Here is a 26,746-nt window from a genome sequence, read left to right as displayed (position 1 = left end):
CCGGCCGTGCGACGTAGCGGAAACGCACCGAATCGGAGGGAGCCTCGCCGGGGCGGGCGGGTCCGGGTCAGGCGGTTCGGGTCAGGTGGGGGTGGGGGTCAGTGCGTGGTGTACGTGGGCCACCTCGTCCGCGGCGAGCGGTTCCGCGCCGACCAGGAGGCGCCCCGGCCGCCAACGCGGCTACCGGGGGCAGTTCGATCATGTCCGCATTGAACCAGGCGGCGCGTCGGCGGTCAGGGGGGTCAGGGTGACCGGGAAGCCGTTGAGCACCGCCGTGCCGGAGAGAGGGTCGAGGCGGGTGCCGTCGAGGAGTTGGTTGACGTTGACGCCGGGGCGGGCGCTCGCCACCGTCGTACGGGTGCCGGGGCGGTCATGGCCCCAGCCGTGCGGGAGACTCACCACTCCGGTCCGTACGGCGTCGGTGATCTCCGCCGGCGCCTCCACCGCGCCCCCGTCGGCGGTGATCCGGACCTGCGCGCCGTCCGCGATGCCGAGCCGCGCGGCGTCGGCCGGGTGGATCTGGAGCGTGCAGCGGTTCGAACCGCCGGTGAGCGCGGGCACGTTGTGCATCCAGCTGTTGTTGGAGCGCAGGTGGCGGCGGCCGACCAGGACGAGGGCGGCGGGCCGGGCCGCGAGGGCAGCGCGGAGCCGGGGGAGGTCGGCGGCTATGGGCGCGGGCAGCAGTTCGATCCGGCCGCTGCGGGTCCTGAGCAGGGCGGGGAGGCGCGGCCGCAGCGGGCCGAGGTCGATGCCGTGCGGGTGGGCCAGGAGCCGTTCCAGGGTGAGGCCTTCGGGGGTCCCCGGAGCTGTACTCCCCTCCGTCCCGGAAGCCGCGTCCGCCCCGTCCGCGCCCTCGTCCGGCGCCGTGTCCGCGTCCGGGCCGAAGCCCGCGCCGTACGGGCCGAGGCGCAGCATCAGGTCCAGGCGGCGTTCGGGGCCGGTCCGTCCGGTGAGGCGCGCGGACAGGTCGCGCGGGTCGCGGCCGTGGACCGGCGAGTGCGGGTCGGCGACGGCCCGGGCGAGCGTACGGTCGATGACTCCCTCGTCCACCAGCTCCGGGGAGGCCCCGTGCATCCCGGCGGCGGCCAGGACCAGCCGGGCCAGGATCTCGCTCTCGTCGGGGCGGCCGTCCTCCAGCGGGACGGCGGCCGGGGTGTAGCGGACCTGGTTGCGTACGGCGAGGGCGTTGAACGCGAAGTCGAAGTGGGGGCTCCTGGAGGGCGGCGGCGGGGGCAGGACGACGTCCGCGTGCCGTGAGGTCTCGTTGAGGTATGGGTCGACGCTGACCATGAAGTCCAGCCCGGCCAGGGCGCGGTCGAGCCCGTCGCCGTCGGGGGCGGACAGGACGGGGTTGGCGGCGACGGCGACCACCGCCCGGACGCGCCCCTCCCCCGGGGTCCGGATCTCCTCGGCGAGGGCGGCCAGGGGCAGTTCGCTCTTCGCCTCGGGGTGGCCGCCGACCCGGCTGGTCCAGCGGCCGAGGGCGAATCCCTTGCCGGGGCCGGGAGTCCGGGGCGGCCGGTCGGTGGCGGAGAGCGGGAAGAGGGCGCCGCCGGGCCGGTCGAGGTTGCCGGTGAGGACGTTGAGCACGTCGACGAGCCAGCTGGTGAGCGTGCCGTGCTCGACGGTGCAGCTGCCGATGCGTCCGTACACGGCGGCGGTGGGCGCGGCGGCCAGTTCCCGGGCGAGCGTACGGATGTCCTCGGCGTCCAGGTCGCAGGCGGCCGCGACGGCCTCGGGCGTGAACTCCGCCGTCGCCTCGCGGACTTCGGCCGTCCCCTCGGTCAGGTCCGTGAGCCGGCCGGGGTCGGTGAGCTTCTCCTCGAAGAGGACGTGGGCGATCGCCGCGAGCAACAGGGCGTCCGTTCCCGGCCTGATGGCGAGATGGCGGTCGGCGAGACGGGCGGTGCGGGTGCGGCGGGGGTCCACGACGGTGAGGGTGCCGCCGCGCGCCCGCAGGGCCCTGAGCTTGCCGGGGAAGTCGGGCGCGGTGCACAGACTCCCGTTGGACTCCAGGGGGTTGGCACCGAGGAGCAGCAGGTGGTCCGTCCGGTCCAGGTCGGGTACGGGGATGGCGAGGGGGTCGCCGAAGAGCAGCCCGCTGGAGACGTGCTTGGGCATCTGGTCGAGGGTGCTGGCCGTGAAGACGTTGCGCGTGCCGAGGGCGGCGAGCAGCAGCGGCGGGTAGAGGCCGCCGGCCATGGTGTGGACGTTCGGGTTGCCGAGGACCGCGCCGACGCAGTCGGGGCCGTACGTCTCGATCAGCGGGCGCAGCCGGGCGGCGACCCGGTCGAAAGCCTCCTCCCACCCCGCCTCCCGCAGCTCTCCGTCCTCGCCGCGCACGAGCGGGCCGGTGAGCCGGTCGGGGTCGGCGTCCAGCTCACCGAAGGACGCGCCCTTGGGGCAGATGAAGCCCCGGCTGAAGACGTCGTCGCGGTCGCCCCTGGCGCCGGTGACGCGGGTGCCTTCGATGGTGAGGGTGAGGCCGCAGGTGGCCTCGCAGAGGGGGCAGACGCGCGGGGCGGTCCTGAGGGCCCCGGTGGCGCCTTCGGGGAGGTCTTCGGGTGCCATGGATCCTCCGTCATCGAGCATACCGACCGGTACGGACAACGCGAGGATACCGTTGACATGGCTCAGTCGAGCGGCTCTCGCGCGGGAGAAGCCCGGTCGAGCGTCCGCGCGAGGTAGGCGCGCAGGAGGGTGCGGGTCTCGGCGACGATTCCGGGGTCTCCCGCGGGGTCCGTGCGGAAGGCCAGTTGGAGCAGGGCGTCCGCCGCCTCCACCGCCACCAGGACCGTGCGGTGCAGCGACGCGTCGGGGCCGCGTCCGAGGTGGGCCGCCAGCAGGACCGTGAGGCGCCCCGCGACCTGCTGGTTGGCGTTCTTGCCGGCGCCCCCGGGCCCGGATCCCGGGCCCAGGTCGGCCGAGCCGAAGTCGACGGACCCGAAGCCCGGCACCGTACGTTTCATGGCGAGGTACTCGTCGAGCACCACGTCGACCGCGCCCCGCCAGTCCCCCGGCCGCAGGGCGGCGAACCGGTCGGTGACCCGCTCGGCGTAACGGTCCAGATTGCGTCGCGCCAGGGCGTCGACCAGGGCGCGCTTGTTGTCGAAGAAGCGGTAGACGGAGCCTATGGGGACGCCCGCGCGGGAGGCCACGGCGCGGGTCGTGAGCTGTTCGTAGCCCGCTTCGTCGAGCAGGGCGGCGCAGGTGTCGAGGATCCGGGTGAGCCGTTCCGCGCTGCGTCGCTGCACGGGCGCCCTGCGCAGACCGCCGCCCGCGCTCCCGCCGTCGGTGTCGGCCCCCGGGGCGCGGTTCGCGTTCGTACGTTTGTAGGGCACGCACTCCATGATGCCGCGCGTCCCCGTTGACGTGCCGCCCTCACAATCCTACGGTTGACCATAGGATTCCAGCGGCGCGGACCCATGGACTCCCCGGTCGAGCACGGGAGCGGACGATGAGCGGCAGCGAGCAGGCGCGGGGCATCGAGCGGGCCAGGAAGGCGGCCGAGGGCCTGGCCCACTCCGCCGGCTTCGGCAACGAGCACAGTTCGGAGGCCGTGCCGGGCGCGCTCCCGCACGGGCGCAACGCACCGCAGCGCGCCCCCCTCGGGCTCTACGCGGAACAGCTGAGCGGCAGCGCCTTCACCGAGCCGCGCGCCCACAACCGGCGGTCCTGGCTCTACCGGATCCGGCCCTCGGCCGCGCACCCGCCGTTCCGCAGGATCGACAACGGGGCCCTGCGCGGAGCGCCCTTCACCGAGACCGTCCCCGACCCGAACCGGCTGCGCTGGGACCCGCTGCCCGACCCCGCGCCCGGCACCGACTTCCTCGACGGCCTGTGGACGCTGGGCGGCAACGGGGACGCGGCGCTGCGCACGGGCATGGCGATCCACCTCTACGCGGCCGACACCGCGATGACCGACCGGGTGTTCGGCGACTCCGACGGTGAGCTGCTGATCGTCCCGGAGCGCGGCGGGCTGCTGATCCGTACCGAACTGGGCCTGCTCGCCGCCCGTCCCGGCCAGGTCGCCCTGGTCCCGCGCGGGGTGCGCTTCCGGGTCGAGCCGCTGGACGAGGTGGTACGCGGCTACGTCTGCGAGAACTACGGCCGCCCCTTCGTCCTGCCGGACCTGGGCCCGATCGGCGCCAACGGCCTCGCCAACGCACGGGACTTCCTCGCGCCGGCCGCCGCGTACGAGGACGTCGAGCGGCCGGTGGAGGTGGTCAACAAGTTCTGCGGGAACCTGTGGTCCGCGACCTACGACCACTCCCCGCTCGACGTGGTGGCCTGGCACGGCAACCACGTGCCGTACGTCTACGACCTGCGGCGCTTCAACGTCCTCGGGTCCATCAGCTACGACCACCCGGACCCGTCGATCTTCACCGTCCTGACCTCGCCGTCGGACACCCCGGGACTGGCCGGCGTCGACTTCGTGGTGTTCGCGCCGCGCTGGCTGGTCGGCGAGGACACCTTCCGGCCGCCGTACTTCCACCGCAACGTGATGAGCGAGTACATGGGCCTGATCGAGGGCGCGTACGACGCGAAGACGGCCGGCAAGGGCGGGTTCGTGCCCGGCGGCGGCTCCCTGCACAACATGATGTCGGCGCACGGGCCCGACCGGGAGACCTTCGACCGGGCGAGCGCGGCCGAGCTGCGGCCGCAGCGGATCGACGACGGCCTGGCCTTCATGTTCGAGACCCGCTGGCCGGTGACAGCCACCGCGCGGGCGGCCGGGGCCGACCACCTCCAGCCCGCCTACGACCGCGTGTGGGAGGGTCTTGAACGCCACTTCAGGCCTTGACACGGCGCCTTGATACGGAGTTGAACCGTGACCGCCTTCGCCCCCGACTCGCTGGTCCTGAACCGGAAGCTGCCGCTCTGGTACCAGGTCTCGCAGTCGCTGCGCGCCTCCATACTGGGCCGCCGCCCCGACGACCCGCTGCGGCTGCCCACCGAGGAGCAGCTCGCCGGCCACTACGGCGTCAGCGTCCTGACGATGCGTCAGGCGCTCAAGGAGCTGGAGGAGGAGGGCCTCATCAGCCGGCACCGGCGGCGGGGCACCTTCATCGAGCCGGGGGCGCGGCGGGGCGCGCCGCGCAGGCTGCTCGGTTCCGTCGACGCGGTCGTGGCGCAGCAGTCGGGCGAGCTGACCACGGTCCTCGGCCACGGGCCCGCTCCGGTACCGGGTGAACTGGCCGTCCACTTCCCGGAGTTGGACGAGGTCATGACGTACCGGCGGCTGCGCAGGGACGCGGAGAGCGGGGAGCCGGTCAACTGGGCGGAGAACGCGGTCCGTCCGGAGGTCGCGGCCGGGATCGACGCCGGGGACCTGGTGGACCGGCCGATGACGAGGATCCTGCGGGACATGCCGGGGGTACGGATCAGCCGGATCACCGACACGGTGGAGGCCCGGCTCGCCGATCCCGAGACGGCGGAGCTGCTGCGGGTGCCGCTGCTGAGCCCGATCCTGCACTACACCGGGGTGACGTACGACGAGCGCGGCCGGGTGGTGGACGTGGCCCGGATCCGGTACCGGGGCGACCGGTTCGCGTTCTCGGTGACGGTCGAGACGGAGGGGTAGACCCTCACCGGGGTACGGCGGGTAGGCGCCTCCGGGGTACGGCGGGGGCCGCCAGGGGCGCGGCGTTACGATGCCGCGGGCGGTGCAGCGGGAGGCAGAGGCGACGGGGAGGGCCGCGATGGCGTCGACACGGGCCGGCGGGAACGGCGACCGCGTGCCGTCGGGCGCGCCCCTCCTGAGCGACCTCATGCCGTGGTCGGCGGCTCCCCTGCGGTTCGGCAGGTCCTGGGTGCTCGCCCCGGACGCGGCCTCGCTCACCGCCCGCTGGGACCGGCTCGTACGGGCCGAAGGGGCCGAGCGCGAGGCGCTCTTCGGGCCGAGCCGGGCCCGTACCCCGCACAGCGCCGTGCCCGCGCTGCCCGGACAGGCCGCCGGCACGGGGCGGTTCGCGCGGGAGCCGGGGCGGTGCCCCGAGCCGCTGCGGGTGTTCCACGGCCCGTTCGACGAGCAGTGGCTGATCCCGGACCACCGCCTGATCGACGCGGCCCGCCCCGAGCTGTGGCGGGTCGCCGGCGCCCGCCAGGTCTTCGCCGTCGAGCAGGGGTACGTCCCGGGCGCGGCCGGGCCCGCGCTGCTGGTCTCCGCCCTGCTCCCGGACGGCGCCCCGGCCGCCGGGCGTTCCGGCCGGATCCGCCCGCTGTACCGCAGGCCCGGTGGCCTGGAGCCGAACGTGACCCCGGGCCTCACGGCCCTGCTGTCCGCGCGCCACGGCCGGGAGGTCGCGCCGGAGGAGGTGCTCGCCTGGGCGGTCGCGGCGGCCGTCCCCGGCCCGCGCGGGCCGGTGGTGCCGCTCACGGCGGACCCCGGGGTCTGGGCCGCCGGGGTGGAGCTGGGGCGGCTGATGACCGCGATCCAGCTGCGCGGCGCGCACGGTGGCGTACGGCACCGGCTGCCCGGTGGCCGCAGGCCCTACGTACGCGCCGCGATCCCCGACCTCCCCGGGCCGGTCGCGTACGACCCGGCCGAGGAGACGCTGTCGCTCGGTGCGGGCCGTGTCGCGCCGGTGCCCGCCGGGGCGTGGGACTTCACGGTCTCGGGCGTACGGGTGCTGGAGCGGTGGGCCGAGCGGCGGGCCGGGCTCCTCGAGGGGGTCGAACCCGGCTCGCTCGCGGCGATCCGGCCGCCGGGCTGGCGGCGGGAGTGGACCTCGGAGCTGCTCGACCTCATCACCGTACTGGCGCTCCTGGCCGGACTGGAGCCGCGCCGGGAGCGGTTGCTGACCGGGGAGCCGCCCGGCGGTCCGACGCTCACGCGCGACGACCTGCACGCGGCCGGCGTCCTGCCGGTCCCGGCCGGCGCCCGCCGCCCCGCGTCCGTACTGGACCACCACGAGGAGGGCCCGGAGGGGCAGTTCGCCCTGATATAGGCCCGCCGGGACGCGGCACCCGCGTCACGTACCCTCGCGCGCCGGTCCCCCGAACGAGTCCAGGACCCGGCCCAGCGCCCGTTCGAACACCGCGTCCAGGTCCACCGGGCCCGGCGCCGCCGTCATCAGCGCGGCCAGGCGCGGGAACTTCCCCGAGCCGATCTCACGCCCCAGGTACGCCATGCGGGCCGCCTGCTCCTGCTCCGCCGACCACGGCAGCGTGCGGTTGCGCTCGGCCGTCTGGAGTTCGTGGGCGACGAAGGTCGTGACCACCCCGCTGATCATCGAGATCAGCTCCATCTTCTCGCCGGGCGGCAGGTCGAGCGGATCGAGGCAGGCCAGGCTGAATTCTATGTACCGCAGGCCGTTGGGCGTGAAGCCGTAGTGCGACGACATGACCGTCGACATCCACGGATGGCGGTGCATCATCGCCCGCGCCCGGCGCGCGAGCGCCGCCGTGTCGGCCCGCCAGTCACCGGAGGGCCGGTCCGGCAGCGGGAACTCCCCCGCCGCCGCGTCGAACATCAGCTCGTACAGGTCCTCCTTGCGCGGCACGTAGTTGTAGAGCGACATCGTGCCGCAGCCCAGCTCCGCCGCCACATGGCGCATGGAGACGGCGGCCATGCCGCCCTCGTCGGCGAGCCTCACCGCCACCGCCGCGATGTCGGCGCGGCTGAACGCCGGCCGGGGGCCGCGGCCCGCCCGCTCGGGGCGGGTCCAGATCACTTCGGGTTCAGCAGGGCGCCCCGCCATCGATCATCACCTCACCCACCATCGTAGTTACGTACGGCGTACGTAGTTTGCTATGGTGCCCGCATGACAACTACGTACGCTGTACTTAGTGAAGGTCTGGAGAAGCGGTACGGGGACGTCCACGCCCTCAGGGGCCTGGATCTGGCCGTGCCCGAGGGCACGGTCTGCGGGGTACTGGGGCCGAACGGCGCGGGCAAGACCACGGCGGTACGGGTGTTGACGACCCTCACCCGCCCCGGCGCCGGGAGCGCGTGGGTCGCCGGGCACGACATCCGCCGCGAACCGGGCGCGGTGCGCCGGGCCATCGGGGTGGCGGGGCAGGACACCTCGGTCGACGCCGAACTGACGGGCCGGGAGAACCTCCGGCTCTTCGCGCGCCTGCTGGGCGTCCGGGGCGCGGCGGGCCGCGCCCGCGCCGACGGCCTCCTGGAGCGCTTCGGGCTGGGGGAGGCGGCCGACCGGCCCGCGCGGACCTACTCGGGCGGCATGCGCAGGCGGCTCGACCTGGCGGCGGCCCTGTTGACCCGCCCGCGCGTGCTGTTCCTCGACGAGCCCACCACCGGGCTCGACCCGCACAGCAGGAACGGGATCTGGGAGGCCGTCCGAGACCTCGCGGGCCGGGGCACCACCGTCCTGCTCACCACGCAGTACCTGGAGGAGGCCGACCGGCTCGCCGACAGCGTCGTCCTGATCGACGAGGGCCGGGCGGCCCACCACGGCACGCCCGCCGAACTCAAGGCGCTCATCGGCTCGTACGCGGAGGTGGTCGTCGCCGGGGACGCGCCCGGCGACGAGGACGGGGCCGCGGAGGCCGCGCTCGTCGCCGCGGCATGCGTACTCGACCGGCTGACCGGCGCCGAGCCGAGGCTCGACCGGGCGCGCAGAACGGTCGGGGCCGTGGCCGCCGACGCGGCGCTCACCCTGCCGGCGATCGTCCGCGAACTGGACGCGGCGGGCGTGCCGGTGGTGGACGCGAGCCTGCGGCCCCCGACGCTGGACGAGGCCTTCCTGCGCCTGACCGGGCGTACGGGCCCGCTCGCCACCGACCCGATCCCCCTCACCCTCGCCGCCACCACAGCCACCGCCACCACCGCAGTCCCGCGCACCGGACCCGGGTCCGGGAAGGAGCACGCCGTATGAGCGCCGTCGCGTACGACCCGGTGCACCACCCCGCGTACGACCCCGCGCACGACGAAGGCGCACGCCGTACCGGCTCGCTCCTCCACGACAGCGGAGCCGTCCTCGGCCGCCACCTGCGGCGCATCCGGCGTGCGCCGGGCGTGGTGCTCCTCACCCAGGGCATGCCGATCAACATGCTGCTGTTCTTCGGTTACGTCTTCGGCAGCGCGCTCGCGACGCCGGGGCGGGAGTACCGGGCCTTCCTCGTACCGGGGTTGATGGCCGCGACAGCGGCGGGCGGCCTGATGACCGGGATGTTCCAGGCGTCGCAGGACGCGCAGCGCGGGGTCATGGACCGGTTCAGGACGCTGCCGATGAGCCGGGCCGCCGTACCGCTCGGCCAGACCGCCGCGGACCTGCTGGCCACCGCCGCCGGGATCGTGCCGCTGGCGCTGGTCGGGCTGGCGGTCGGCTGGCGGATCGAGGGGGGCGCGCCCGGCGCGCTCGGGGCCCTGGGGGTGCTGCTGCTCTTCCGCTTCGCGACCGCGTGGGTCGGCACGTACGTCGGTCTGGTCCTGCGCGACGAGGAGGTGGCGGGGCAGTTGGGCGCGGTGACGTTCGTCCTGCCGCTGCTGTCCAGCGCGTACATCCCGACCGGGGGTCTGCCGGACCGGCTGCGGACGATCGCGGAGTGGAATCCGATCAGCGCGGTCGCCGGGGCCGTACGGGACCTCTTCGGCAACGCGGCGCCGGCCGCGGACGCGGCGTGGCCGGCAGCCCATCCGGTGGCCGGTTCGCTGCTCTGGTCGCTGGCGCTGCTGGCGGTCTTCGTGCCGCTGACCGTGCGGCGGTACGCGAACAGCGGCGAGTGAGCCGGACCGGTGGCGGGGAGTGGTCCACCGGCCTGGTCACCGCGGGGTGTACGGAGGGAGCGGTGCGGGAGAGGGTCAGCCGCGGCTGCCGAAGAGCGAGCGGCGCAGACGCCGCAGCGGGGCGAAGAGCGAGACGCGCGCGCTTCTGCTCCGCTGGGTCTCCGTCCGGTCACGCGAGGTCAGTTCACGCATCAGCAGAGTCGCCTCGGCCGTCTCCCGCTGGGGCACGGCGGGACCGCCGAGCACCGAGAGATGGCGGTCGAGGCGCGAACTGGTCGCGCTGCTTCCGCAGGTGATCGCAGGGACTCGCGCCCTGCTGTGGACCGTTATCTGTTTCATGTCACTCCCCACCCGTACGAGGGCACCCGACCCGGGCAGGTTAACCCTATCGTCCCCTCACGACACTCGTGTATCCCGTCTTCAGGATTCACCACACCCACAAGGGGGTTGATGTCCCCTGCGTGATCCATCCTAATTCAGGGCGAGTTGGACAGAACACCCCGGGGTCGATGGTTGACCGGCGCACCAACTGGCGCCGGATATGCCTGACCTGACACGAAGAGGCCCTGGTCGCCCAGGGCCTCTTCGCACGAAGGTGTGACGTCTCGCGGACCCCCTGCCTACGCGGCGGAGGCGAAGACGGGGAGGTAGCCCCCGGACTGGCCGGCGGCGGTCGGGTGGTAGGACTCGCTGATGTTGAGCAGGTTCACGCTGTGCAGCCAGGAGGAGCCCGAGCAGATCTCGTGGCCCTGGAAGGCGGAGGCGACCCCGGCGAAGGCGAAGCCGTGGTCGGCGGCCCGCTTGGCGGTCGCGGTGTTGAGGTAGTCGGAGGCGCTGTTGATGGCGGAGCGCTCCCGCTCGGAGAGGCCCGCGATGCAGTTGCCGCTCAGCTGGTAGAAGCGGGGGTAGCCGAGCACGACCACTCTCGCCGAGGGGGCTCTGGCCGAGATCGCGTCGTAGACGCGGTCGAGGTTGCCGGGCAGGGTGCTGTCGACGAAGGCGCGGGCCTGGGCGACCCGGTTGAGGCAGGTGTTCTCCGACTGGAGGACGCAGGTGGTCATGACGTCCGCGAAGCCGGCGTCGTTGCCGCCGATGGTGATGCTCACGAGGTCGGTGGAGGCGTTGAGGGGCGTCAGCTGATTTGCCGTCACGTCACCCGTACGAGCGCCCGAGCAAGCGGTGAACGCGAACGTGGCGGGTGAATGCGCGGCCGCCCAGAGGGCCGGGTACGCGCGGGCGGTGCGCTTGCAGTCGCCGGCGGCGGAGTCGTAGGCGCCGGCGCCGAGTCCGGAGGAGTAGGAGTCGCCCAGCGCCACGTAGTCGGTGGCGGCGGCGGAGGGAGCGGCCTGGGCCGAGGCCGCTCCGGTGAGAGCGAGCACGGCCCCCAGGAGGAGAGACGACGAGAATGCCGCGATTCGGGACAGTTTCATGGAACCTCCCTTTAGCAGGATTTCTGCCTCTCCTTTGGTACCAGGCCCCACCCCTTCCTGGAAGTGTCCATGTCAAGAACATTCCGGCACGTTCTCCCCCTTGCCATACCGTCCCCGCCCTCAATACCGTCTTACGACCACCCGCATCGGTCCATCACACACAGCGACATCCTGGGGAGGGCTCGAACGTCGCGATGGCTCCAGGGGCGGGGCGCGGTAGGGGGGTGCCGTGCTCGGTGACCGCACTTAGTGCCGAGGCGCGTGCCGCGCGGCCAGTTCCACCACTCACCCACGCACCACGGGATCCCGTGCCGTCACGGCGGGGGATCCTGTTGTCGCGCGGGGTGAGAACCCCCCTTTCGAACCGGAAACACAGCCGGACCGCCCGGGGGTGGGCGGTCCACCGGACGAGAGGGAAGCAGACTCGTGAGCTCTTTTGTGCGCCCGGCCCTGCCGGGCGAAGATCCGTTAACAGCGCGCTCGCGGAACACGTCAAGTTCCGCGCGGACGACCGCTGTCGGATCCGGCAGAACAGCGCGTCCGTACCGCCCTGTCTCGCTCCACCTGGCGATCGCCCCGCCCGTGAGCGTCGTGATCCCGGCCATGAACGAGGCGGAGAACCTTCCGTACGTCTTCAAGACGCTGCCCGACTGGATCCACGAAGTGGTCCTGGTGGACGGCGCGTCGACCGACAACACCGTGGAGGTGGCCAGGGAACTGCGGCCGGACGTCAAGGTCGTGCGGCAGCGCGGCAAGGGCAAGGGGGACGCCCTGATCAGCGGCTTCGCCGCCTGCACGGGCGACATCATCGTCATGATCGACGCGGACGGCTCGGCCGACGGCAACGAGATCGTCTCGTACGTCTCCGCGCTGGTCTCCGGCGCCGACTTCGCCAAGGGCTCGCGGTTCGCCAACGGCGGTGGCACGGACGACATGACGCTGATCCGCAGACTCGGCAACCGCGCCCTGTGCGCGGTCGTCAACGCCAAGTTCGGCGCCCGGTACACCGATCTCTGCTACGGCTACAACGCGTTCTGGCGGCGCTGCCTGGACGACATCACACTCGACTGCACCGGCTTCGAGGTCGAGACGCTGATGAACATCCGCGTGGTACAGGCCGGGTTGAGGGTGCAGGAGATCCCGAGCCACGAGTTCGACCGGATCCACGGGGTCAGCAACCTGCGGGCCGTCAGGGACGGCCTCCGGGTCCTCAGGGTGATCCTCCGGGAGAAGGGCGTCCCGCGCGCCTCACGGCGCCGTCCGGTGGGCCTGCGGATCACGGCCCTGCGAGGAGAGGTGTCTTGACGCACCGACACGGCCGGCTCCACCGCCCGTTCTCGGTGGTGATCTGCGTCTACACCGAGGACCGCTGGGACGACATCCTCGCGGCGGTCGACTCCGTACGGCACCAGTCGCTGCCGGCGCTGGAGATCCTGGTCGTCGTCGACCACAACGCGGCGCTGCTGGCGCGACTCCGCCGGGAGTACGGGGAGTTCGCGGCGCGCGGGGAGGTGCGGGTGCTCGCCAACGCGGGCGTCCGGGGCCTCTCCGCGGGCCGCAACACCGGGATCGCCGCCGCCCGGGGCGAGATCGTGGCGTTCCTGGACGACGACGCCGTGGCCGGGCGGGACTGGCTGCGGTTCTTCGACGAGTCGTACGACGATCCCCGGGTGCTGGCGGTCGGCGGGCGCACGCTGCCCGCCTGGGCGTCGGGCCGCAGGCCGGTGTGGTTCCCCGAGGAGTTCGACTGGGTCGTCGGCTGCACGTACCGGGGCCTGCCCGCGGGGAAGGCCCGGGTCCGCAACGTCCTGGGCGGGAACGCGTCCTTCCGGCGGTCGGCGTTCGACGCCGCCGGAGGGTTCGCGACCGGCATCGGGCGCGACGGCGACAAGCGGCCCCTGGGGTGCGAGGAGACGGAGTTGTGCATCCGGCTCGCCAGGGCCGTACCGGACGCGGTGCTGCTGATCGACGACCGGGCGCTGATCCGGCACAAGGTCCCCGCGGCGCGGGAGCGGTTCGGGTACTTCCGTACCCGGGCCTACGCCGAGGGCCTCTCCAAGGCCCTGGTGGCCCGGAGCGTCGGCGCGGGCAAGGGGCTGGAGTCCGAACGGCGCTACGCCACACGGGTGTTGCCCGCCGGGGTGGTACGGGGGCTGCGGGACGCGGTACGGGGCCGGCCCGGCGGCCTCGGGCGGGCCGGCGCGATCGTCGTCGGCGTCTCGGCGGCCGCGGGCGGCTACGTCCTGGGCCGTTACCGGGCCCGGGGGGACGGGGCCACGTTCTCGTCGGGCCCGATCGAGCGCACCGGCCACCTCGGCAGCCCCAGAGGGGCGGTCGCGTGACGGAGAAGGCACAGGCCCCGGCGGGGCCTGTGCCGATCCTCATGTACCACGCCGTCGCGCACCGGCCCGCCGACGCCACCCACGCCCTGTCCGTCTCCCCCGAAGCCTTCGCCGCGCAGATGGAGTTGCTCGCCGCCCGGGGCTTCACCCCCGTCACCACGGCGGCCCTCGGCCACGCGTGGCGCACCGGCGGCGCGCTGCCGCGGCGGCCCGTGCTGGTCACCTTCGACGACGGGTACGAGGGAGTGCACCGCCACGCCCTCCCCGTACTCGCCGCGTACGGCTTCGCCGCGACCGTGTTCCTGACCACCGGCTGGCTGCGCGGGCCCGACCACGCGGGCGGCGCGCTCGACACCATGCTCGACTGGGGGCAGGTACGGGAGCTGGCGGCGGCCGGCACCGAGATCGGCGGCCACAGCCACACCCACCCCCAGCTGGACCAACTCGGCCCGCAACGCCTGCGGTTCGAGGCGGTCCACTGCCGGGAGCTCATCGGCGACCGGCTGGGCGGGCCGCCCGTCTCCTTCGCGTACCCGTACGGCTACTCCAGCCGGCGGGTCCGCCGTACGGTCCGGGAAGCCGGGTTCGCCCAGTCGCTGGCCGTGGGCAACGCCCTGGCCCGGCCGCGGCAGGGCCCGTACGCGCTGGAGCGGGTGACCGTCCGCCGCTCCACCGGCATCGAGGAGTTCGGCCACCTGGTCGAGGGTCGCTCGCTCGGCCGGATCTTCGCCGGGGACCGGGTCCTGACGAAGGGATACGCCGTCGTCCGGCGGACCCGCGCCGCCGCCCGCCGGGCGCTGGTCACGGGGCGCGGCTGAACCGGGGCCCGTCGCCCGGGCGGGCGGGGCGCGCCGCCGCCCGGGCGCCACGGGGCAAAACACCGTGCGTCGGGCCTTCGTGTGCCGGATCATGGGCGACATGTCTGCCAAGCCTCAGGACACACTGCCGATCCGGCTCAACGTCGATGACAGTGATTCGCCGTCGGATGTGGTCGACGCGCTGTTCCTCGGCCGCTTCGCGACGGGCGAGCAGCCGTTCTCGCACAGTTCGACGATCGACCGCGTCAAGTCGGGCGCGGACCTGCTGCCGCCCGGCGCGACGATCCTGCGCCGCGCCAAGGACGACGACCGCAGCGCCACCCTCGCCGAGGGCGACGGCTGGACGCTGCTGGTGTCCCGCTGGAACAGGGGCGCCGACGTGACCGTGACGGCGGTCAGCGCCGAGCTCGCGGAGAAGGTCCACGGCCAGGCGACCGAGGGCGCCCAGGACGAGCCGGAGCCCCAGCCCGACAACGTGACCATGGGCTTCTGGTACGTGTCCCCCCGGCGCGGCCCGCACCGCACCACCCGTCAGATCGCCGCCGGGACCTGGGACGAGGTCAGGCCCAACTACACCGCGCCGGTGGCCGAGGCGATGGACCGGCTGATGAAGGTGACCCCGGACGACATCGCGGGGCGGCTGCTCCTGCTGCACGGCCCGCCCGGCACGGGCAAGACGTCCGCGCTGCGGACGCTGGCCCGCTCGTGGCGGGACTGGTGCCAGGTGGACTGTGTCCTGGACCCGGAGCGGCTCTTCAACGACGTCGGGTACCTGATGGACATCGCCATCGGGGAGGACGACGGCTCGGCGAAGGGGCGCTGGCGGCTGCTCCTGCTGGAGGACTGCGACGAACTGATCCGCGGCGAGGCCAAGCACACGGCGGGCCAGGCGCTGTCGCGGCTGCTGAACCTCACCGACGGGCTGCTCGGCCAGGGCAGGAACGTGCTGGTGGGGGTGACGACCAACGAGGACCTGGAGCGGCTGCACCCGGCGGTGGTCAGGCCGGGACGCTGCATGGCGCGGATCGAGGTCGGTTCGCTGACGCGCGCGGAGGCGCTGGCCTGGCTGGGCCCGGAGGACGGCGAGCGGGAGTCGGCGGTCGGCCGGGAGGGGGCGACGCTGGCGGAGCTGTACGCGATGCGGCGGGGCAGCGGCCCGGCGTCGGTCCCCGCGCAGCACGCGGGGTCGGACGCGGGCCTCTACCTCTGAGACGACGCCCGGGACGCGCGCCCCCGGCGGCGGGGGTGCCGTTCGCCGCTCACTTCGTGTAGGCGGCGCGTACCGCTTCCTCGGCGGCTCCCAGCGCGGCGTCCCGGCTGAGCCCGAGGTGCCGGGCGCGCTCCGCGTAGGCCTGGGCGGCGGCGGCCGCCTCGCGTGCGGCGGCGTCCCCGGCGGCGGCGACGAACGTGCCGTTCCTCCCCCGGGTCTCGATCACGCCGTCGCTCTCCAGCGTGCGGTACGCCTTGGCGACGGTGTTGGCGGCCAGCCCGAGCTGTTCGGCGAGTCCGCGCACGGTCGGCAGCCGGTATCCGGCCGGCAGCACGCCCGAGCGGGCCTTCGCCGAGATCTGGGTCCGCAGCTGTTCGTACGGGGCCGTCGCGGCGGCCTGGTCGATCACGATCTTCAGGGTCACGGTCCGATTCTCCCCCGCGGGCGGGGAAAAGGAGAGGCGATCCGCCGCCCTGTCCCCGTAACGTGCCGCCCCATGACTGTGCTCGTCCGTGATTTCCGTACCGAGGACGCCGAGGCCGTGACCGCTCTGCGGCGCGTCTGCATCCCCTACCAGGTGGTGACCGAGGAGCTGCTCCTGTTCGGGGTCGCGACCGCCAACCCTGCGAAGAAGTACCGGCTGTTGGTCGCCGAGGAGGAGGGGGTGATCATCGGCACGGCCCATGTGGGCATCGCCTACGAGAGCAGCGAGCCGGGGCAGTCGTCCGTCACCCCGCACGTGCATCCCGGGCGGCGGGGCCGGGGCGCCGGGGCGCTGCTGCTCCGCACGGCCGAGGAGCACCTCGCCGACGAGGGGGCCACCAGTGTGTGCGCCTGGGTGATCGACGAGCCGTCGTCCCGCGCCTTCGCCGAGAAGCGCGGCTACCGGCCCTCGCGCGGCGCGCACTTCCAGCGCCTCGACCTGGCGCGGGCCGTCCTGCCGGAACCGCCGCCGCTGCCGCCGGGCTTCGTGCTGCGCACGGCCGGGGACTTCGCGGGCAACCCCCGGCCGCTGTTCGAGGCGGACGCGGAGTCGACGTCCGACGAGCCGAGCGACATCAGCACCGCGCTGGACGACTACGAGGACTGGCTGCACACCACCTGGAACGATCCGTCCCTCGACCGGGACCTGTCGACGGCCGTGGTCGCGGCGGACGGCCGGGTCGCCGCGTTCACGGCGGTGGTCACGGACCGCGCGACGACCTACGTCACCGGTATGACCGGGACCCGGCGCGCGTTCCGGAACCGGGGGCTGGCCAAGCTCGCCAAGTCCGACTCCCTGCGGCGGGCCCGGGCGGCGGGGTACACGGACGCGTTCACCTCCAACGACGGGGACAACGGCCCGATGCTGGCCGTCAACAAGTGGTTCGGCTACGAGATCTGCGCGAGCGAGGTCCGGTACGTGCGGACGCTCGGCTGACGGCGCGCGCCGCGCGGGGCCCCGCCGTCAGAGCCGTACGGGCGTGGCCGGCGCGACCAGCTCCACCTCGTACCCCGCGGGGTCCTCCAGGTAGGCCGCGTAGTGGTCCTCGCCGCCCGCGAACGGGTGGCGGTCGCCGTACAGGAGCGTCCAGCCGTGGTCGGGCGCCCGGGCCACCAGGGCGTCGAGCGCGGTGCGGTCCGCCGCGTGGAACGCGAGGTGGTTGAGTCCCGGGGCGCGGCGGTCGTGCGCGCCGGGCCGCATGCCGGGCGACTGCTCGATCACCACGTACGTGTCGGCGCGGCGGAAGCTGCGGCCGTGGTCCCAGCGGCGGTACGGGGCATACCCCAGCTCGCCGAGCAGCCAGCCCCAGCGTGCCTCGGCGGACGGCAGGTCGGGGACCCACAGCTCTATGTGGTGGAGCGCGCCGCCGGTGGTGGCGGGCAGCGGGACGGCCCGGGTCGGTCTGTCGGGGGCGTACGCGATCGGGTCGTGGTCCTCGTGCCGGTGGATGAGGAACCGCTCGCCGGCCCGGTAGGCCTCCAGGCCCGCGCGGCAGTAGGCGACCATGTCGGCCGGGAGGTCGGCGAGGGGGTGCCAGGAGAGGCCCGAACACTTCTGCGGCTCTCTGTTGTACGGCTCGCCGCCCCGGCCGTACTCCGCCTCGAAGAACCAGCCGATGCGCGCGCCGCCGCCGGGCCCCCGGTGCTGCATGACCAGGGCGACCTTCAGGTCCTCGGGCGCCAGCTCGACGCCGATCTCCTCGTCCGCCTCGCGGATCATGGCGGCCCTGACGTCCTCGCCCGCCTCGACGTGCCCGGAGGGGCCGTTGAGCAGGCCGTCCCCGTATCCCGTGCCGGCGCGGCGGGCCAGCAGCACGTCGTCGCCCCTGCGCAGGATGAGGTGGACGTCGACCACCTCGGTGTGGCGGCCGGGGCGGGCGGCCTGCGCCACCACGACATACCGCTCGTCGTCGACCGGCCGGCCCCACAACTCGTGGTCGGCGGACAGGCGTTCGTAGTGGACGCGCTCGGTGAGCGGGGCCAGCGCCTCCATGAGCCGGGCCGGGGCCAGTCCCGTACCGGACCAGACCCCCTCGATCAGCACGAACCGGCCGCCCGGCCTGAGCAGCGTCGCCCAGTGGCGCAGCACCGCGCCGGGGTCGGGCAGGAGCCACAGCACGTGCCGGGCGAGGATCACGTCGAAGGTCCGCTCCCCCACCGGCGGCCGCGCGGCGTCCCCGACCAGGATCTCGGCCTCCCGGCCCGCGAGCTTGGCCCGCGCCTGCCCGGCCATCGCGGGCGAGAGGTCGACGCCGGTGACGCGGTGGCCCTGCTCGGCGGCGAGCAGGGCGAGCGTGCCCGTACCGCAGCCGAGGTCGAGCACCTGGGAGGGCTCCCGGGGCAGCCAGTCCCGCATGCGGTCGGCCCAGGCCATCCGGACGGCGGAGTCCAGCAGCCCGTGGTCCGGCTCCTGGTCGAAGGAGTCTGCGAGAGCGTCCCAGTCGATCGAGGTCATGTTCCGATGGTGCCAGCCACCACTGACAGCGGGAGCCCATTCACCGTCACCCGCGGTCACCTTTTCCGCTGCCCGTGTCCGAGTTGAGCGGTTTTCGGCCACGCTGTGTGTCCCCGGACGCCCCGGAGAGTCCTCCGGGGCGTCCGGGCAGCGGCTGATTCGCGTCGTACACGGAGCCCTATGGCGTGGACTCGCCACGGCCTCGCCCGCGGGCGATGAGCTTGCTCACCGCGGGCCACACCAGCAACAGGGCCACCACCGCGTACACGGTGACCGAGAAGGGGGTGTTGACGAGGCCGCTCACACTCCCGTCGCTGATCTGGAGGGCGCGCCGCAGCTGTTGTTCCGCCGCCGGGCCGAGGATCACCCCGATGACGGCCGGCAACACGGGCAGCCCGTACCGCCGCATCCCGAACCCGATCAGACCGATGATCAGCAGGATCACCAGGTCCAGGGCCTCCCCGCCGACCGCGTAGGCGCCGACGGCCGCGAAGAAGAGGATCCCCGCGTAGAGGTAGGGCCGCGGGATGCGCAGCAGCTTCGCCCAGACCGGCGCGAGCGGCAGGTTGAGCGCGAGCAGCAGCACCATGCCGACGAAGAGGGAGGCGATCAGGCCCCAGACCAGGTCGGGTTCGCGTTCGAAGAGGAGCGGGCCGGGCTGGATGCCGTACTGCTGGAAGGCGGCGAGCATCACGGCGGCGACGGCCGTGGTGGGCAGGCCGAGGGTGAGCATGGAGACGAGCGTCCCGGCGGCGGAGGCCGAGGCGGCCGACTCGGGGCCCGCGACTCCCTCGATGGCGCCCTTGCCGAACTGGTCCTTGTGCTTCGAGAGCCGCTTCTCGGTGACGTACGAGAGGAAGGTCGGGATCTCGGCGCCGCCGGCCGGGATCGCGCCGAACGGGAAGCCGATGAGCGGCCCGCGCAGCCAGGGCTTCCAGGTGCGCCGCACGTCCTCCTTGCCGAGCCAGGGGCGGCCGACCGGGATCGCCTCGCCCGAGGAGCGGCGCAGGTGGGCGGCGACCCACAGGGCCTCGCCGATCGCGAAGAGGCCGACCGCGACGATCACCACGTCGATGCCGTCGGCGAGTTGGAGCGAGCCGAAGGTGAGGCGCTGCTGTCCGGTCATCTGGTCCAGGCCGACCAGGCCGAGGGTGAGGCCGATGAGCAGCGAGGCGAGGCCGCGGATGCGGGACGAGCCGAGGACGGACGTGACGGCGATGAACGCCAGCACCATGATCGCGAAGTAGTCGGGGGCGCCGATGTCCACCGCGAGGGAGGCGACGGTCGGGGCGAGGACGACGAGCAGGATCGTGCCGATCATGCCGCCGGCGAAGTGCCCGCCCGCGGCGGCGGCGAGCGCCTGCGCGCCGCGTCCGGCCTTGGCCATCGGGTTGCCCTCGATCGCGGCGACGACCGCCGCGCTCTCCCCGGGGGTGTTGAGGAGGATCGAGGTGGTGGAGCCGCCGAACATCGCGCCGTAGTAGATCCCGGCGAACATGATGAAGGCGCCGGTGGGTTCGAGGCCGTAGGTGACGGGGAGCAGCAGGGCGACGGCCATGGCCGGGCCGATGCCGGGCAGGACGCCGATGGCCGTGCCGAGGAGCACGCCGATCGCGGCCCAGAGCAGGTTCATCGGCGTGAGAGCCGTACCGAACCCGTCCATCAGGGAGTTGAGGGAGTCCATTTCTTACAGCACCCCCATCAGCGGGCCACCGGGGAGGGGGACACCGAGCAGGTTGTCGAAGACGAAGTAGGTGACGAGGGAGAGGCCCGCGGCGATCAGCGGGTCGCGGTCGGGGTGACGGCTGCCGAGCGCGTACGCGGAGCCCCAGAAGAGCAGGGCGCCGGAGATCGGGAAGCCGAGGGGGCCGATGAGGACGGCGTTGCCGAGGAAGACCCCGGCGAGGAGCAGGACCGTGCGCCAGTCGGCCGGTTCGCTCAGGTCGATGTCCTCGCCGCCCTCGGCCTCGCCCCGGCCGCCGCGCAGGACGTCGAGGGTGAGGAGGACCGCGACGACGACCAGGCCGATGCCGACCACGATCGGGACGGTCTTGGGGCCGACGGGGCCGCGCTGGGTGATCTCGACGTCCATGGTGAGGGCGTCGGTGAGGACGAGGATCCCGAGGGCGAGCAGCAGGGCGCCGACGCCGATCTCGGAGTGTTCGCGCAGCCAGGAGCGCGCGCCGGGCGCGGGCGTGGGGGGTGGTGTGGCCGGGGGTGGTGTCGCGGTGGGGGGTGTCGCGGTGGATCCGTTCGGTGGGGTCACAGTCCCAGCTCCTTGAGGACGGAGTCCACGCGGCGGTCCTCGGCGGCGAGGAAGTCGCCGAACGCGTCGCCGGTGAGGAAGGCGTCGTCCCAGCCGTTCTTCTTGAGGGACTCGCGCCATTCGGGCGAGTCGTGCAGCTTCTTGACGAAGCCGACGAGTTTGGCGTTCTCCGCGTCGGAGAGGCCGGGCGGGGCGACGATGCCGCGCCAGTTGGTGAAGTCGGTGTCGAGGCCCGCCTCCCGCAGGGTGGGGGCGTCCAGGCCGGGGATGCGCTCGGGTCCGGTGACGGCGAGGAGCCGCAGCTCCCCGGCCTTGATCTGGTCGAGGTACTCGCCGAGTCCGGAGACGCCGAAGGAGACCTTGTCGCCGAGGATGGAGGCGAGCAGTTCCCCGCCGCCGTCGAAGGGCACGTAGTTGACGGCCTTCGGGGCGATGCCGGCGGCCTTCGCCATCAGCATGGGGGCGAGGTGGTCGGGCCCGCCGGGCGAGGACCCGCCGCCGACCGGTACCTTCGCCGGGTCCTTCTTCCAGGCGGTGAGCAGGTCGGCGATGGTGCGGTACGGGGAGTTCTTGCCGACCACGACGATGTCCGACTCCTCCGTGATCCGGGCGACCGGGGTGGTGTCGGCGAGCGTCTTGGGCGACTTGTTGGTGTGGACGGCGCCGACGACGCCGAGTCCCATGGACATGGCGAGCTTGCCGTTGCCGTGCTCCCCGACGAGCCGGGCGAGGCCCACGGTCCCGCCGGCGCCCGGCAGGTTGAACACCTCGATGTTGTGGGTGAGCCCGGCGTCCTCGGCGTTCTTCGCGAGGGTGCGCGCCGTGATGTCGTACCCGCCGCCGGGGGTGTTGGGGACCATGAACCGCAGGCCGGGTATCTGCGTGCCGGTGTCGTCGCCGCTGCCCGCCGAGAGCAGGGGCGGGCCCACCAGGACCAGCAGCGCCGACCCGAGCAGGGCGAGGGGAGTGCGGAGTCGCACGTGTGCCGCCTTTCGGATTTCCCTTCGGAAAACTGTGAAGTGGCCCACATGTTGCCCGCGTGTTAACAAGCTGTCTCTCTTCCGGAACCAACGGACGTTGTGGTCGTTGTGGTCGCGCCCTACCGTGTCGGCGTGATGAAAGTGCTGGTGGTGGACGACGACTTCATGGTCGCGAAGCTGCACAGCCGTTTTGTGTCGGCGATGGACGGCTTCACGGTCGTCGGGGTGGCGCACAACGGCGCCGACGCGCTGCGCGCCGCCGACGCGCTGCGCCCCGACGTGGTCCTGCTCGACATCTACCTGCCGGACATGGACGGGATCGGCGTGCTGCGCGAGCTGCGGGCGGCGGAGGAGCGGGACGCGGGGCGGGCCGTGGCGGACGCGCTGTTCATCACGGCGGCCAGGGACGCGGGGGTGATCAGGGCGGCGCTGCGGACGGGTGCGCTGCACTATCTGATCAAGCCGTTCAACCAGACCGCGCTCCAGGAGCAGTTGCGGCACGTCGCGGCGCTGCGGACGCGGCTGGCGGGGCTGGGCGAGGCGCGCCAGGAGGACGTGGACCAGCTCTTCGGTACCCGGCCGCCGGGGAGCAGGGAGCTGCCGAAGGGGCTGGCCGCCCATACGGCGGACCTGGTGGAGCGTACGTTGCGGGCGTACCCGGAGGGCCTGTCGGCGACGGAGTGCGCGGACGCGGGCGCGCTGTCCCGGGTGAGCGCCCGGCGCTACCTGGAGTACTTCGCGGACACGGGGCGGGCGCGGGTGACGCTCAAGTACGGCGGGACGGGGCGTCCGGAGCGGCGTTACCGGTGGATCGGCTGAGGGTGTCCTCCGGCGGGCCCGCTCACCCGAACGGGCGATAACGCGCCGGGAGAACCCTGTTGGTCATAAAATCTTGGCAAAGAGTTCCATACTGGTGGGGTTCAGCGGCGGCCGGCTCCGGGCCTCCCGCCGCGGCCCCACTGACCCACCAGGAACGGTGAATCCGATGAGCGCCCCCAGCGTGACCAGCTTCTATCCGGTGATCTGTAGCGAACACCTGCCGGAGTCCCTGGAGTTCTACACGACCCTGTTCGGCTTCGAGAAGACGTTCGCCTCGGACTGGTACGTGAGCCTGCGCCGCCCCGAGCCGCCGTTCTACGAGCTGGCGCTGCTCGACGCGAGCCATCCGACCATGCCGGCCGCCTACCGCAGGCCCGCGCAGGGCCTGTTGCTCAACCTGGAGGTGGACGACGTGGACGCCGAGCACGCCCGCCTGGTCGACCGGGCCGGCCTGACGCCGGTCCTCCCGCTGCGCAGCGAGGACTTCGGGCAGCGGCACTTCATCGTGGCCGACCCGGACGGCGTCCTCGTCGACATCATCACGCCCATCGAGCCGGCGCCCGAGTTCGCCGCGGCCTTCGCCGCCGCCGAGGGAGCCGACGCGCCGGACGACGGCGCCGCCGACCGTACGTAAAGGGGCGGGAGCGTACGTCCGGGCCGGCACCCCCCGCGGGGGGTGCCGGCCCGGACGTACGACACGGTCCGGCGCGGTCAGGAAGTGAGGCTGCCGTCCTGCGCCTTGGCCTGCGCCGGCACGCCGGACGGCGCGTCCCCGCCCGGCTCCGGGGCCTCGCCGCCGCCCGAGGCGGGCGTCCTGATGACCGCCGCCACCAGCACGGCCGTGCCGAGGGCCAGCACGGCCCCCACGATCGCGATGGCGTTCAGCCCGCTCGTGAACGCGTCACGCGCCTCGGCGAGCAGCGCCGGGCCGAGGTCGCCGGACAGGCCCCGCGCGTGCTCGACCGCCCCGGCGAGGGTGTCCTCGGAGGCGTCGGCCGCCCGGGCGGGGACGCCGCCCGGCACGGTCAGCTCGGCGCGGTAGACGGCCGTGCCGAGGCTGCCGAGGACGGCGACGCCGAGCGCCATGCCCAGCTCCGTACTCGTCTCGGACAGCGAGGAGGCCGAGCCCGCCTGCTCGGGCGGCGCGGACCCGACCACGAGGTCGGTGCCGAGGGCGATCAGGGGGCCTCCGCCCGCGTACACCAGGAGGAAGCCCGTCACGACCTGGGTCACGCCCGACGTGCTGTCGGCGAGGCTCAGCGTGAGGTGGCCGGCCGCCGAGACGAGCAGTCCGACACCCACGACGTACGAGGGGCGCAGCCAGGTGGTGGCGACCGGGGCGAGCATCGAGGTCACGATGAGCGCGAAGGCCGCGGGGAGCAGCCACAGTCCGGCCGACATCGGGGAGCGGCCCGCGACGAGCTGGAGGTACTGCGTGACGAACAGGTACGTGCCGCCCGCCACGAACATGCTGAGGAACAGCGCCACGAGCGAGGTGGCGAACGTGCGGTTCCGGAACAGCCGCAGGTCGAGCAGCGGGCTCTCCAGGGTGCGCTGCCTGCGGACGAACACCCAGCCGAGCGCCGCCCCCACGACGATCGCGGCGACGGGCACCGGGACGCCGTTGCCGGCCGCCAGCTCCTTGATCCCGTAGACCACCGGAAGGATCGCGGCCAGGGACAGCGCCACGCTGGTCAGGTCGACACGGCCGGCCTCCGGGTCGCGGTACTCGGGCAGCAGCAGCGGCGCGGCCACCAGCAGGACCAGCATGACCGGCACGCCGAGGAGGAAGACCGAGCCCCACCAGAAGTATTCGAGCAGGGCGCCGCCGACGACCGGGCCGATCGCGATCCCGAGGGAGAACATCGTCACCCAGACCGCGATCGCCACGCCGCGCTGCTTCGCGTCGCGGAACATGTTGCTGATCAGGGCGAGGGTCGACGGCATGAGCGTGGCGCCGGCGACCCCGAGGGCGGCGCGTGCCGCGATGAGCGTCGCCGGGCTCGTGGCGTAGGCGGCGGCCACCGAGGCGAGTCCGAAGACGGCCGCGCCGATGACGAGCAGCTTGCGGCGGCCGATGCGGTCGCCGAGGGTGCCCATGGTGACGAGGAACCCGGCGATGGTGAAGCCGTAGATGTCGATGATCCACAGCATCTGCGAGGAGCTGGGGTCCAGGCTCGCGCTGACATGGGGTACCGCGAGGTGCAGCACGCTCACATCGATGGACAGCAGCAGTGTCGGCAGGGCCAACACGGCCAGACCGAGCCACTCGCGTGGTCCGGCCCGATGGTGGGGGGCGGTGATCGTGCTCACAACATGTCCTTTCGGTGGAACGGTGATCGGTCGTACGGGCGGCTGTTGTCTCCGGTGCGGACGCCGCCGGTGTCCGTGAGAAGCCGGCGGGCGACGGAGGTCGCGACGCCGGGGGCGTACAGGTAGAAGTGACCGCCGGTGAACATCAGCCGGTCGAAGGGGCCCGTGGTCTCCAGCGACCACAGGTGCAGCCGCTCGGCGATGACGACGGGGTCGTCCACCGCGCCGAGCGACAGGATCGGGACCGCCGTGCCCGACAGGGGGCGGCGGTAGGTCTCCATGGCTTCCAGGTCGGCCCGTATCGCCGTGAGCGCGCCCCGGACGAGGTCCGTGCGGCTGATGAGTTCCGGCGAGATGCCGCCCATCTCCACCAGGTGGTCGAGGAGTTCGGCGTCCGTCCTGCGATGCGCGAAGGGCGCCTCGCTGGGGAAGCACGGGGGCTGGCGCGCGGACACGGCGAGCAGGCGGGGCGGGAGGCCCTTGCGTTCGAGCGCCTTGGCGAGTTCGTAGCCGAGGACACTGCCGAAGCTGTGCCCGAGGATCACGTACGGGAGGGGTTCCAGTGCGGCCACCGCGCGGGTCAGCCCCTCGACGAGGGGTTCGACCCGGCGCAGCGGCGGCTCGTCCATGCGCGTTCCCCTGCCGGGGAGTTGGGCCACGAGGAGCTCGACGTCCGGCGGGAGCACGCGCCGCCAGGTACGGAACGCGGACGGCCAGCCGCCCGCGTGCGGCAGGGCGAGGAGACGGAGGCGGGTACGGCCGCCGGGACCCCGCGCGCCCGTGCCGAGCTTCATCAGCCAGTCGGCGGTCATGGCCGCGCCCTCCCGGCGAGCAGCGGATGGTGGTTCTCCAAGTGCTCGACCACGCGCCGGTGATGGGGCTGGAGGCGCTGTCCCGGCAGGTGTTCCAGGGAGTGCAGGAAGGGGTCCTGCGGCTCCGGGAGGCCGGCGATCGCGGACGCCGTGCCGAGGACCAGCATCGGCTGGTACCAGGCGGAGTAGCCGCCCTCGTGCGCGAACACGACGCGGCCGCCCGTCAGTTCGTCCGCGAGGTCGCACAGCGCGGACGTCATCGCGTGGAAGGTGCGGCTCGTGCACATCATCCGGCCCATCGGGTCGTGACCGCCCGCGTCGACGCCCGCCGCGACGAGGATCAGCTCGGGGGCGAACGCCCGCGCGGCGGGGGCGACCAGACGGTCGACGGCCGCGAGGTACGTCTCGTGGCCCGACCCGGCCGGCAGCGGCACGTTGAGCGTCGTCCCGGTGGCGGCGCCGGTGCCCGTCTCGGTGACCAGTCCGGAGGCGGGCGGGAAGAGGCCGTCCTGATGGATCGACACGTACAGGACGTCGGGGTCGTCGTAGAACGCGCGCTGGATGCCGTTGCCGTGGTGCACGTCCCAGTCCAGGACCAGCACCCGCCGCGCGCCGGCGCGTTGGGCGGCCCGCGCCGCCACGGCGACGTTGTTGTAGAGGCACAGCGCCATCGCCCGGTCCGGCTCGGCGTGGTGCCCGGGCGGCCGGACCAGGCAGTAGGCCCGGTCGTACGTCCCGGCCAGCACGGCCTCGGTGGCCTGGACGCACGCGCCGACCGCCAGCCGCGCGGCCAGGGCGCTGTGGTAGTTGACGTGCGCGTAGACCCCGGCGTCGCCGGCCCCGAGCGCCGAGGCCGCCTCGACCCGTTCGACGTGCCCCGGCGTGTGGACGAGGAGCAGGTCGTCGTCCTTCGCCGGTACGGGGGTGACCTGCCGGAAGTGGTCCATCACCCCGGCCGCCCTGACCAGCCCCTCCGCCCGGCGCAGGTCGGGGTCCACGGCGAACTGGCGCAGCGGCTCGACACCGGGCCCGACCGGTACGTAACCGGATCCGGGGCCGGGGTCGTGCCAGAAGCAGATCTCGTGGCTGTACCACGCGGGATCCGGCATGCCTGCCTCCTCGGC

The 26,746-nt window shown here is 73.5% G+C and carries 25 protein-coding genes; 12 read left to right on the top strand and 13 right to left on the bottom strand.

Translation table 11 applies throughout. The annotated features are described in order from the left end of the window. Positions 1-198: 198 nt before the first annotated feature. Positions 199-2,571, bottom strand: a complete 2,373-nt coding sequence (locus tag HA039_RS27505) for a molybdopterin oxidoreductase family protein (protein WP_167034036.1) — start codon at positions 2,569-2,571, stop codon at positions 199-201. A 62-nt stretch (positions 2,572-2,633) separates the two neighbouring features. Continuing rightward, positions 2,634-3,269, bottom strand: a complete 636-nt coding sequence (locus tag HA039_RS27500; protein WP_243870268.1) for a TetR/AcrR family transcriptional regulator — start codon at positions 3,267-3,269, stop codon at positions 2,634-2,636. 188 nt (positions 3,270-3,457) lie between these two features. On the opposite strand from HA039_RS27500, the gene hmgA reads away from it, so the two are divergent. The 3 genes from hmgA (at position 3,458) to HA039_RS27485 (ending at position 6,950) form a co-directional block, all read left to right on the top strand. Beyond that, complete coding sequence (gene hmgA, locus HA039_RS27495) at positions 3,458-4,804, top strand: homogentisate 1,2-dioxygenase (RefSeq protein ID WP_167034034.1); 1,347 nt, start codon at positions 3,458-3,460, stop codon at positions 4,802-4,804. Between the two features lie 27 nt (positions 4,805-4,831). Then, positions 4,832-5,584: a GntR family transcriptional regulator gene (locus tag HA039_RS27490; protein ID WP_167034033.1), complete on the top strand. Its 753-nt coding sequence runs from the start codon at positions 4,832-4,834 to the stop codon at positions 5,582-5,584. 118 nt (positions 5,585-5,702) lie between these two features. Then, a complete protein-coding gene (locus HA039_RS27485) occupies positions 5,703-6,950 on the top strand; it encodes a type ISP restriction/modification enzyme (RefSeq protein WP_167034032.1) in 1,248 nt (415 codons plus the stop codon). A 24-nt stretch (positions 6,951-6,974) separates the two neighbouring features. Here the strand turns inward: HA039_RS27485 and HA039_RS27480 are convergent, their stop codons facing one another. Further along, a complete protein-coding gene (locus tag HA039_RS27480) occupies positions 6,975-7,703 on the bottom strand; it encodes a TetR/AcrR family transcriptional regulator (protein ID WP_167034031.1) in 729 nt (242 codons plus the stop codon). Positions 7,704-7,766: 63 nt separating this feature from the next. Between HA039_RS27480 and HA039_RS27475 the strand changes: the two genes are divergently transcribed. Together HA039_RS27475 and HA039_RS27470 are read left to right on the top strand one after the other, a co-directional pair. Then, entirely contained in the window at positions 7,767-8,843 is a 1,077-nt protein-coding gene (locus HA039_RS27475; RefSeq protein WP_167034030.1) for an ATP-binding cassette domain-containing protein, read from the top strand. Continuing rightward, complete coding sequence (locus HA039_RS27470) at positions 8,840-9,694, top strand: ABC transporter permease (RefSeq protein ID WP_167034029.1); 855 nt, start codon at positions 8,840-8,842, stop codon at positions 9,692-9,694. Before HA039_RS27475 ends, HA039_RS27470 begins: the two co-directional genes overlap by 4 nt. Before the next feature lie 75 nt (positions 9,695-9,769). Here the strand turns inward: HA039_RS27470 and HA039_RS27465 are convergent, their stop codons facing one another. Next, a complete protein-coding gene (locus tag HA039_RS27465) occupies positions 9,770-10,033 on the bottom strand; it encodes a hypothetical protein (RefSeq protein WP_167034028.1) in 264 nt (87 codons plus the stop codon). A 281-nt stretch (positions 10,034-10,314) separates the two neighbouring features. Continuing rightward, a complete protein-coding gene (locus tag HA039_RS27460) occupies positions 10,315-11,124 on the bottom strand; it encodes an SGNH/GDSL hydrolase family protein (RefSeq protein ID WP_167034027.1) in 810 nt (269 codons plus the stop codon). 426 nt (positions 11,125-11,550) lie between these two features. Between HA039_RS27460 and HA039_RS27455 the strand changes: the two genes are divergently transcribed. The 4 genes from HA039_RS27455 (at position 11,551) to HA039_RS27440 (ending at position 15,494) form a co-directional block, all read left to right on the top strand. Next, positions 11,551-12,429 (top strand): glycosyltransferase family 2 protein, encoded by an 879-nt coding sequence (locus HA039_RS27455; protein ID WP_167034026.1) that lies wholly within the window; start codon positions 11,551-11,553, stop codon positions 12,427-12,429. After that, positions 12,426-13,466: a glycosyltransferase family 2 protein gene (locus tag HA039_RS27450; protein ID WP_167034025.1), complete on the top strand. Its 1,041-nt coding sequence runs from the start codon at positions 12,426-12,428 to the stop codon at positions 13,464-13,466. The genes HA039_RS27455 and HA039_RS27450 overlap by 4 nt, the downstream gene beginning before the upstream one ends. Positions 13,467-13,507: 41 nt before the next feature. Continuing rightward, positions 13,508-14,284, top strand: coding sequence for a polysaccharide deacetylase family protein (locus HA039_RS27445; protein WP_167037719.1), 777 nt, complete (start codon positions 13,508-13,510; stop codon positions 14,282-14,284). A gap of 100 nt (positions 14,285-14,384) precedes the next feature. After that, positions 14,385-15,494: a DUF5925 domain-containing protein gene (locus HA039_RS27440; protein ID WP_167034024.1), complete on the top strand. Its 1,110-nt coding sequence runs from the start codon at positions 14,385-14,387 to the stop codon at positions 15,492-15,494. 49 nt (positions 15,495-15,543) lie between these two features. Here the strand turns inward: HA039_RS27440 and HA039_RS27435 are convergent, their stop codons facing one another. Continuing rightward, a complete protein-coding gene (locus HA039_RS27435; RefSeq protein WP_167034023.1) occupies positions 15,544-15,918 on the bottom strand; it encodes a GntR family transcriptional regulator in 375 nt (124 codons plus the stop codon). Positions 15,919-15,990: 72 nt separating this feature from the next. On the opposite strand from HA039_RS27435, the gene HA039_RS27430 reads away from it, so the two are divergent. Then, positions 15,991-16,914: a GNAT family N-acetyltransferase gene (locus tag HA039_RS27430; protein WP_167034022.1), complete on the top strand. Its 924-nt coding sequence runs from the start codon at positions 15,991-15,993 to the stop codon at positions 16,912-16,914. Positions 16,915-16,941: 27 nt separating this feature from the next. Here HA039_RS27430 and HA039_RS27425 read toward each other — a convergent pair whose 3' ends face one another. The 4 genes from HA039_RS27425 to HA039_RS27410 form a co-directional block, all read right to left on the bottom strand. Beyond that, positions 16,942-18,432 carry a trifunctional class I SAM-dependent methyltransferase/NUDIX hydrolase/VOC family protein gene (locus HA039_RS27425; protein ID WP_167034021.1) on the bottom strand — a complete coding sequence of 497 codons (1,491 nt, stop codon included), beginning with the start codon at positions 18,430-18,432 and terminating at the stop codon, positions 16,942-16,944. A 178-nt stretch (positions 18,433-18,610) separates the two neighbouring features. After that, a complete protein-coding gene (locus HA039_RS27420) occupies positions 18,611-20,116 on the bottom strand; it encodes a tripartite tricarboxylate transporter permease (RefSeq protein WP_167034020.1) in 1,506 nt (501 codons plus the stop codon). 3 nt (positions 20,117-20,119) lie between these two features. Beyond that, the gene (locus tag HA039_RS27415) at positions 20,120-20,602 is read right to left on the bottom strand and encodes a tripartite tricarboxylate transporter TctB family protein (RefSeq protein WP_243870267.1); all 483 of its coding nucleotides are present in this window, start codon (positions 20,600-20,602) and stop codon (positions 20,120-20,122) included. A gap of 92 nt (positions 20,603-20,694) precedes the next feature. Next, a complete protein-coding gene (locus HA039_RS27410; protein WP_167034018.1) occupies positions 20,695-21,678 on the bottom strand; it encodes a Bug family tripartite tricarboxylate transporter substrate binding protein in 984 nt (327 codons plus the stop codon). Between the two features lie 135 nt (positions 21,679-21,813). Here HA039_RS27410 and HA039_RS27405 point away from each other — a divergent pair, with 135 nt between their 5' ends. Then, a complete protein-coding gene (locus HA039_RS27405; protein ID WP_167037715.1) occupies positions 21,814-22,497 on the top strand; it encodes a response regulator in 684 nt (227 codons plus the stop codon). A gap of 166 nt (positions 22,498-22,663) precedes the next feature. Next, on the top strand, positions 22,664-23,131 hold the full coding sequence (locus HA039_RS27400; protein ID WP_167034017.1) for a VOC family protein: 468 nt from the start codon (positions 22,664-22,666) through the stop codon (positions 23,129-23,131). Between the two features lie 77 nt (positions 23,132-23,208). Here HA039_RS27400 and HA039_RS27395 read toward each other — a convergent pair whose 3' ends face one another. The 3 genes from HA039_RS27395 to HA039_RS27385 are packed head-to-tail and all read right to left on the bottom strand — an operon-like array spanning position 23,209 to position 26,731. Further along, positions 23,209-24,810 (bottom strand): MFS transporter, encoded by a 1,602-nt coding sequence (locus HA039_RS27395; protein ID WP_167034016.1) that lies wholly within the window; start codon positions 24,808-24,810, stop codon positions 23,209-23,211. Continuing rightward, entirely contained in the window at positions 24,807-25,622 is an 816-nt protein-coding gene (locus HA039_RS27390; RefSeq protein ID WP_167034015.1) for a thioesterase II family protein, read from the bottom strand. Before HA039_RS27390 ends, HA039_RS27395 begins: the two co-directional genes overlap by 4 nt. Then, positions 25,619-26,731 carry an arginase family protein gene (locus HA039_RS27385; RefSeq protein ID WP_167034014.1) on the bottom strand — a complete coding sequence of 371 codons (1,113 nt, stop codon included), beginning with the start codon at positions 26,729-26,731 and terminating at the stop codon, positions 25,619-25,621. The genes HA039_RS27390 and HA039_RS27385 overlap by 4 nt, the downstream gene beginning before the upstream one ends. Positions 26,732-26,746 lie beyond the last annotated feature (15 nt).

Source organism: Streptomyces liangshanensis, assembly GCF_011694815.1.
GTDB lineage: Bacteria > Actinomycetota > Actinomycetes > Streptomycetales > Streptomycetaceae > Streptomyces > Streptomyces liangshanensis.
This window is presented reverse-complemented; position numbering and strand designations above follow the sequence as displayed.

Bases quoted from the DNA above. Each gene is read 5' to 3' on its own strand.
- HA039_RS27505 (WP_167034036.1), bottom strand. From the start codon at position 2,571: ATGGCACCCGAAGACCTCCCCGAAGGCGCCACCGGGGCCCTCAGGACC.
- hmgA (WP_167034034.1), top strand. From the start codon at position 3,458: ATGAGCGGCAGCGAGCAGGCGCGGGGCATCGAGCGGGCCAGGAAGGCG.
- HA039_RS27485 (WP_167034032.1), top strand. From the start codon at position 5,703: ATGGCGTCGACACGGGCCGGCGGGAACGGCGACCGCGTGCCGTCGGGC.
- HA039_RS27480 (WP_167034031.1), bottom strand. From the start codon at position 7,703: ATGGCGGGGCGCCCTGCTGAACCCGAAGTGATCTGGACCCGCCCCGAG.
- HA039_RS27475 (WP_167034030.1), top strand. From the start codon at position 7,767: ATGACAACTACGTACGCTGTACTTAGTGAAGGTCTGGAGAAGCGGTAC.
- HA039_RS27470 (WP_167034029.1), top strand. From the start codon at position 8,840: ATGAGCGCCGTCGCGTACGACCCGGTGCACCACCCCGCGTACGACCCC.
- HA039_RS27465 (WP_167034028.1), bottom strand. From the start codon at position 10,033: ATGAAACAGATAACGGTCCACAGCAGGGCGCGAGTCCCTGCGATCACC.
- HA039_RS27460 (WP_167034027.1), bottom strand. From the start codon at position 11,124: ATGAAACTGTCCCGAATCGCGGCATTCTCGTCGTCTCTCCTCCTGGGG.
- HA039_RS27445 (WP_167037719.1), top strand. From the start codon at position 13,508: ATGTACCACGCCGTCGCGCACCGGCCCGCCGACGCCACCCACGCCCTG.
- HA039_RS27440 (WP_167034024.1), top strand. From the start codon at position 14,385: ATGTCTGCCAAGCCTCAGGACACACTGCCGATCCGGCTCAACGTCGAT.
- HA039_RS27430 (WP_167034022.1), top strand. From the start codon at position 15,991: ATGACTGTGCTCGTCCGTGATTTCCGTACCGAGGACGCCGAGGCCGTG.
- HA039_RS27425 (WP_167034021.1), bottom strand. From the start codon at position 18,432: ATGACCTCGATCGACTGGGACGCTCTCGCAGACTCCTTCGACCAGGAG.
- HA039_RS27420 (WP_167034020.1), bottom strand. From the start codon at position 20,116: ATGGACTCCCTCAACTCCCTGATGGACGGGTTCGGTACGGCTCTCACG.
- HA039_RS27405 (WP_167037715.1), top strand. From the start codon at position 21,814: ATGAAAGTGCTGGTGGTGGACGACGACTTCATGGTCGCGAAGCTGCAC.
- HA039_RS27400 (WP_167034017.1), top strand. From the start codon at position 22,664: ATGAGCGCCCCCAGCGTGACCAGCTTCTATCCGGTGATCTGTAGCGAA.
- HA039_RS27390 (WP_167034015.1), bottom strand. From the start codon at position 25,622: ATGACCGCCGACTGGCTGATGAAGCTCGGCACGGGCGCGCGGGGTCCC.
- HA039_RS27385 (WP_167034014.1), bottom strand. From the start codon at position 26,731: ATGCCGGATCCCGCGTGGTACAGCCACGAGATCTGCTTCTGGCACGAC.